Annotated in this window: 1 protein-coding gene; it reads left to right on the top strand. The window is 64.7% G+C overall.

The genetic code is table 11. The annotated features are described in order from the left end of the window. On the top strand, nucleotides 1-258 hold a 258-nt coding region (locus tag HX846_RS38600; protein ID WP_178967625.1), incomplete at both ends, for a hypothetical protein.

Raw genomic sequence — 258 nt, 5'->3', positions numbered from 1 at the left:
ATGGCCTGGGAAGTCTGGCCGGCATTGTGCGTGGGGGCGACCTTGCACCTGCCACCGGCCCATGTCGGCAATGAAAACATCGACGAACTGCTGGCCTGGTGGCTGGCCCAGCCGCTGGACGTGAGCTTCCTGCCCACCCCGGTGGCCGAGTACGCGTTCAGCCAGGACCTTGAGCACCCAAGCCTGCGCACCCTGTTGATCGGCGGTGATCGCCTGCGCCAGTTCAGCCATGAGCGACGTTTCGCGGTGATCAACAAC

The sequence above is a fragment of the Pseudomonas sp. K5002 genome, assembly GCF_013386655.1.
Lineage (GTDB): Bacteria > Pseudomonadota > Gammaproteobacteria > Pseudomonadales > Pseudomonadaceae > Aquipseudomonas.
This window is presented reverse-complemented; position numbering and strand designations above follow the sequence as displayed.